Here is a 5,525-nt window from a genome sequence, read left to right on the forward strand (position 1 = left end):
CACCCGCCGCGTCGGCGACCGCGACGTTGGTCGGGCTGCCGCCGGGGCGGGCGCCGGCGCTGGACGGGGTCACGCGTCGATCCCGGCGAGGAAGTCGAGGCAGGCGCGCACGTCGTCGAGGGGGCCCGTGCCCGGGGCGGGGTCCCCGGTCAGCACCGTGTCCTGTTCGAGGACGTACCAGCCGTCGTAGCCCGCGGCCTCCAGCGACCGGACGAGCCCTGCGACGTCCACGTCGCCCTTGCCGAGCGGCCGGTAGAGCCCGGCGCGGACGGCCTCGGTGTAGGTGAGCTCCCCGCACCGGAAGCGGTCGGCGAGCGCCGTGTCCACGTCCTTCAGGTGGACGTGCGCGATCCGGCCGGCGTGGCGGGCGGCGAGCTCAACCGGGTCCGTGCCGCCGAGGAGCAGGTGCCCGCTGTCGAGGCAGAGGCCGATCGCGGCGCCGTCGAGCACCCGCCGGACCTCCTCGGCGCGTTCCACCATCGTGCCCACGTGCGGGTGCAGGACGGCGCGGACCCCGGCGTCCGCCGCGTGCCCGGCGATCCGGTCCAGGTTGGCGAGCAGGGTCACCCAGCCGGTGGCGTCCAGGAGGGGGCGCTCGTCGTAGCCGTCCAGCCCGGTCGCGGCCGCGAGGACGAGCACCAGGCCGAATGTGGAGCGTTCCATTTCGTCCGCGCCGAAGGCCGTGAGGGCGGCGGTCACCTCCGGCAGCGGGTCGTGGGCGGGGTCGTGCAGCACCACCGGGACGAAGCCGCCCACGGGGCGCAGCCCGTGCCGGGCCAGCAGCGCGGTGCGGTCTGCGGGGTCGTCCGGCAGGAAGCCCTCGGGACCGAACTCGGTCGCCACCAGGCCGAGCTCGCGCATCTCCGCCAGCACCCGGCCGGGGGCGAGCCGGCGGCCCCAGCCGGGCACCTCGCACACCCCCCATGAGATCGGGGCTCCCGCGACACGATCACTGATCATCGGATCACCACTCCCCTGCGGCGTTCGGCAGGCCGGCCGCAGACCGGCTCGCCGAGAGTCTCGGTGATCATCCGAATACTTGTCAATAGTTTGTCATGACATTATGAGGTAATAAGCTAATCTCCGCGCGGCGGTACGATGGAGCCTCGTCCCGCTCCCCGAGAGGTCTCGATCGGTGAACCGTCCCGCCCTGTCCGTGGACCGCAACAGTCCCGTCCCCCTCTACTTCCAGGTCGCCCAGCAGCTCGAGGCCGCCATCCGGGACGGGAAGGTGGCCCCGGGCGAACGGCTGGAGAACGAGGTCCAGCTCGCCGACCGGTGCGGGCTGTCGCGCCCGACCGTCCGGCAGGCGATCCAGCACCTGGTGGACAAGGGCCTGCTCGTCCGCAAGCGCGGGGTCGGCACCCAGGTGGTGCAGGCCCAGGTGCGCCGCTCGGTCGAGCTGACCAGCCTGTACGACGACCTCGCCGCGGCGGGCGGCGAGCCCCGCACCGAGGTGCTGGAGCTCGCCACCGCCGAGGCCCCCGACCAGGTGGCCAAGGAGCTCGGGGTGCCGCCCGGCTCGCCGGTGGCCAAGCTGCGGCGGCTGCGCTACACCGGCGCCGAGCCGCTGGCCCTGCTCACCAACTACCTCCCCGGCGGGCTGCTGGAGCCGACCGCCGCCGACCTCGCCGAGCACGGCCTCTACGAACTGCTCCGCGCCGCCGGGATCAACCTGCGCATCGCCAACCAGACGATCGGCGCGCGCGGCGCGACCGCCGCCGAGGCGCAGGCCCTGGACGAGCGGCGCGGCGTCCCGCTGCTCACCATGACCCGCACCGCCTACGACGACAAGGGGCGCGCCGTCGAGTACGGCTCGCACGTCTACCGCGCCAGCCGCTACTCCTTCGCCCTCACCCTCGTCGAACGCTGACCCGCTCCGGGCCACCCGGCGCACCCCTCCCGCAGGCCACCGGCGGCCGGCGGGCAGGCGGACGGCGGGTGGCGGCGAGATGAAAATTAGAGCGCTCTATTGAATTAGAGCGCTCTAACGCTTAGCGTACGGGCGTTCGTTCCCCTCACCCCCACACCCGGAGGAACGCTCCATGCGCTCTGCACGCACCGGCCGCCCGATCGCGCTCGCGGCCCTCACCGCCGCCCTCGCGGCGCTCGCCGCGCCCGCCTCGGCGACGACCGGCGACCTCGCCACCGCGCACGCCCGGCTGGAGACCCCGCCGAACTTCGACGACAAGGCCGGCGGCTCCGCCAACGCCGACGACCCGGCCATCTGGAACCACCCGTCCGACCGCCGCGGCGACCTGGTCATCGGCACGCTGAAGAAGGCGGGCCTCGCCGTCTACGACACCGCGGGGAACGAGATCCAGCGCTTGGCCGCCCCCGCCGCGCCGACCGCCGGCGACTCCGCCGGCCGGTTCAACAACGTCGACGTGGTGTACGGCTGGAAGCTGGGCGGCCGGAAGGTGGACGTCGCGGTCGTCTCCGACCGGGGCCGCGACACCATCCGCACCTACGTGATCGACCCGGCCGCGGCCAAGGAGCACCGGGCCCCGCTCACCGACGTGACCCTGCCCTCCGCCCCGCCGGTCTTCTCGTCCTCCGCGGCCGAGGTCAACGAGCAGCGGACCGCGTACGGGCTGGCCGCCTGGAAGGGCGGCGACGGCGTGCCCTACGTCGCGGTGAGCCGCCGCAACACCACCCGGGTCGGGCTGTTCCGGCTGGTCGCGACGGCGGCCGGCAAGGTCGGCTACGCCCCGGTGCGCAACGTCGACCTGCCCGCCTCGTTCGCGCTGCCGAACGGCGGCACCTGGGCGCCGTGCGAGGAGCCCGGCGAGGACCCCCAGGTCGAGGGCATGGTCGGCGACCCGGAGCACGGCGTGCTGTACGCGGCGCAGGAGGACGTCGGCGTCTGGCGGATCCCGCTGGGCGGCGGCAAGCCCGCGCTCGTGGACCGGGTGAAGGAGTACGGCGTTCCGGCCACCTACGATCCGCTGACCGAGGAGTGCCACGTCACCGGCGCCGACCCGGGCTACGGCGGCACGCACCTCACCGCCGACGCCGAGGGCCTCACGATCTACGCCAAGGACGACGGCGAGGGCTACCTGCTCGCGTCCAGCCAGGGCGACAACACCTTCGTCGCCTACGACCGCGAGGACGACAACGACTACCTCGGCCGGTTCCGGATCGCGCCCGGCACGAGCGCGGACGGGTCGGAGGAGTGCGACGGGGCGATGGTCACCAGCGCCCCGGTCGGCGACTTCAAGCACGGTCTGCTGGTCGTCCAGGACGGCTTCAACGCGCCGGACGAGACCGGGTCGGACGGCGAGGTCCGCACCAACACCAATTTCAAGTTCGTCGACTGGCGCGAGGTCGCCGAGCCGCTGGACCTGGACGTCGCCCCCGGCGACTGGGACCCGCGCGACTGACCTCGCGGTCCGGTGGCCCGGCCGGGTACCGTCCTGGCCACCGGACCCGCCGCGGCCACCGTCCTCTTCGTGGCCACCGGACGGTCCGGGCCACCGGACCGTCCGCCCGAGCCGAGGAGCCGCTGCCCGCATGCCGTACCCCACGCTGGAGGACGTCGCCGCCCGCGCCGGGGTGTCCCGCGCCCTCGTGTCCCTGGTGATGCGCGGCTCGCCCAAGGTCGGCGCGACCCGCCGCGAGGCGGTCCTGGCCGCGGCGAGCGAGCTAGGCTACCGGCCGAACGCGATGGCCCGGGGCCTGGCCGCCGGCCGGACCGGCATCGTCGGCGTCCTGCTCGACGACCTCGGGGACCCGCTCGCCGCCGGTGTGCACGAGGGGCTCGCCGAGGCGGCGGGGGGCCGCGAGCTGCGGTTCCTGCTGGCGACCGGGCGCGGCGAGGCGGCCGCCGCGCGCACGGCCCTGGACGAGCTGCTCGACCTGCGCCCGGACGGCCTGGTGCTCGTCGGCGCGCGGCTGACGTCCGCCGATCTCGACCGCGCGACCGCGAGCTGCCCGATCGTCGCGGTCCTCCCGACGTCCAAAGCCGACCGTGCCGACACGGTGCGGGCCGAACCGGGCGGGCCGGTCCGCCTGGCGGTCGGGCATCTGGTCGCGCTGGGCCACCGCCGGATCGCCATCGCGGACGCCGGCCACCGCCCCAGCCCGCTCCGGCGCGTCTACCGCAGCGCCCTGAAGGCCCACGGGATCGACGCGTCCGTCCTGGATCTCGCCGCCCTGCGAGCCGCCGCAACCCGCACCACCTCAGGCGACGCGACTGACCGGCTCCCGAGCACGGGGCTCGCCGTGCCGGACGCCTCGGGCGTCGGACCCGCGACCGCCGCCATCGCGCTCGGTGATCCAGGCGGGGCCGCCGTGCTGACCACGCTGCTGCGCGCGGGCCGCCGCGTCCCGCAGGACGTCTCCGTCCTCGCGCACGGCGAGGCTCCGGAGGCGGACGCGGTCGGCGTCACGACGGTCGCCGTCCCGGCCCGCGAGCTCGGCCGCCGGGCGATGGCCGCGCTTTTGGACCGCCTCGACGGCGGCGACCCCGACCGGCGGCCGGTGCGCGCGACCGTCCAGGCCGTCCTCACCGACCGGGGGTCCACCGGCCCAGTCCGACGCGCCTGAACCGCTACACGGCGACGCGCAGGCCGGGAACCGCCAGGCTGACAGGGCCGGAGCAGTGGGCCCGGGCCTCGGCGAGCGCGGCGACGGGGTCGGCCCAGGGCCGCAGATGGGTGAGGATCAACTGCCCGGCCCCCGCCCGGGTCGCGGTCTCGGCCGCCTGGGCAGGGGTCAGGTGATGGCGAGTTGACCCGGGCGTGTCCACAGCGGCCGCCGCCTCGCACAGCAAGACGTCGGTGCCGCGGGCGAGTGCGTCCAGCTCAGGGCACGCGCCGGTGTCGCCGGAATAGGTGAGGCTCGCCCCGCCTGCGGAGACCTGGACGGCCACGGCCGGTACTGAATGCACGACCGGCACCGTCCGGACGGTGAACGGCCCGATCCGATACGGCTCGGGCCGTGTGTCGATCCATCGCAGCGCGCCGGTGTAGGGGCGTCCGTCGCCGACGACGCTTCCGGCGGAACCCGCCGGGGCGAGCACCGGGAGAGTTCCGGACGCGCCCCGGCGGTCCCGCAGGTACGCCAGCGGCACCAGGTCGGCGCAGTGGTCGCGGTGCGGATGGCTGAGCACCACGGCGTCCACGGCGCACGGGTCGGCCCACCGTTGGAGCGGACCGAGCGCGCCGGTCCCGAGATCGAGCAGGATCCGGACGCCCGCGTGCTCCAGCAGGTAGCAGGAGCACGCGGCGTCCGGGCCGGGCACGGTGCCGGCGCACCCCACGACGGTGAGGATCACCGCGGCGTCCGGACGGTCACGCCAGGACGCGGTCGACCAGGTCGGCGACCGCTCCGACGGCGCACGCCGCGACGACCACGTCGGCCGCCGCGAGCACATCGGGATGGCCGTCGCCGACCGCCACACCCGTCCCCGCCGCGCGGATCATGTCGATGTCGTTCGGGTTGTCGCCGATCGCCGCGACCTCGGCGAGCGGCACCCCCCGCGCGGCGGCCAGCTCGCGCAGCGCGGCGCCCTTGGTCGCGCC

The 5,525-nt window shown here is 75.3% G+C and carries 6 protein-coding genes; 3 read left to right on the forward strand and 3 right to left on the reverse strand.

The features are described 5' to 3' along the window. Positions 1–69: 69 nt before the first annotated feature. Entirely contained in the window at positions 70–960 is an 891-nt protein-coding gene (locus AB0J52_RS25150) for a sugar phosphate isomerase/epimerase family protein (protein ID WP_500184658.1), read from the reverse strand. A 175-nt stretch (positions 961–1,135) separates the two neighbouring features. Here AB0J52_RS25150 and AB0J52_RS25155 point away from each other — a divergent pair, with 175 nt between their 5' ends. The 3 genes from AB0J52_RS25155 (at position 1,136) to AB0J52_RS25165 (ending at position 4,548) form a co-directional block, all read left to right on the forward strand. Next, positions 1,136–1,873 (forward strand): GntR family transcriptional regulator, encoded by a 738-nt coding sequence (locus AB0J52_RS25155; RefSeq protein ID WP_500184660.1) that lies wholly within the window; start codon positions 1,136–1,138, stop codon positions 1,871–1,873. Between the two features lie 172 nt (positions 1,874–2,045). Continuing rightward, positions 2,046–3,383: a phytase gene (locus AB0J52_RS25160; protein WP_500184661.1), complete on the forward strand. Its 1,338-nt coding sequence runs from the start codon at positions 2,046–2,048 to the stop codon at positions 3,381–3,383. Between the two features lie 130 nt (positions 3,384–3,513). Then, positions 3,514–4,548: a LacI family DNA-binding transcriptional regulator gene (locus tag AB0J52_RS25165; RefSeq protein WP_500184663.1), complete on the forward strand. Its 1,035-nt coding sequence runs from the start codon at positions 3,514–3,516 to the stop codon at positions 4,546–4,548. 4 nt (positions 4,549–4,552) lie between these two features. Here AB0J52_RS25165 and AB0J52_RS25170 read toward each other — a convergent pair whose 3' ends face one another. Further along, positions 4,553–5,278, reverse strand: a complete 726-nt coding sequence (locus tag AB0J52_RS25170) for an MBL fold metallo-hydrolase (RefSeq protein WP_500184664.1) — start codon at positions 5,276–5,278, stop codon at positions 4,553–4,555. Between the two features lie 16 nt (positions 5,279–5,294). Next, positions 5,295–5,525 (reverse strand): HAD hydrolase family protein (locus tag AB0J52_RS25175; protein WP_500184666.1); only part of this gene is annotated, 231 nt, incomplete at its 5' end.

It is taken from the genome of Spirillospora sp. NPDC049652 (genome assembly GCF_040675125.1).
In the GTDB taxonomy this organism is placed as follows: domain Bacteria; phylum Actinomycetota; class Actinomycetes; order Streptosporangiales; family Streptosporangiaceae; genus Spirillospora.

What these genes read in the sequence shown, in the direction of transcription:
- AB0J52_RS25150 (WP_500184658.1), bottom strand. Translation starts at nt 960, where the DNA reads ATGATCAGTGATCGTGTCGCGGGAGCCCCGATCTCATGGGGGGTGTGC.
- AB0J52_RS25160 (WP_500184661.1), top strand. Translation starts at nt 2,046, where the DNA reads ATGCGCTCTGCACGCACCGGCCGCCCGATCGCGCTCGCGGCCCTCACC.
- AB0J52_RS25165 (WP_500184663.1), top strand. Translation starts at nt 3,514, where the DNA reads ATGCCGTACCCCACGCTGGAGGACGTCGCCGCCCGCGCCGGGGTGTCC.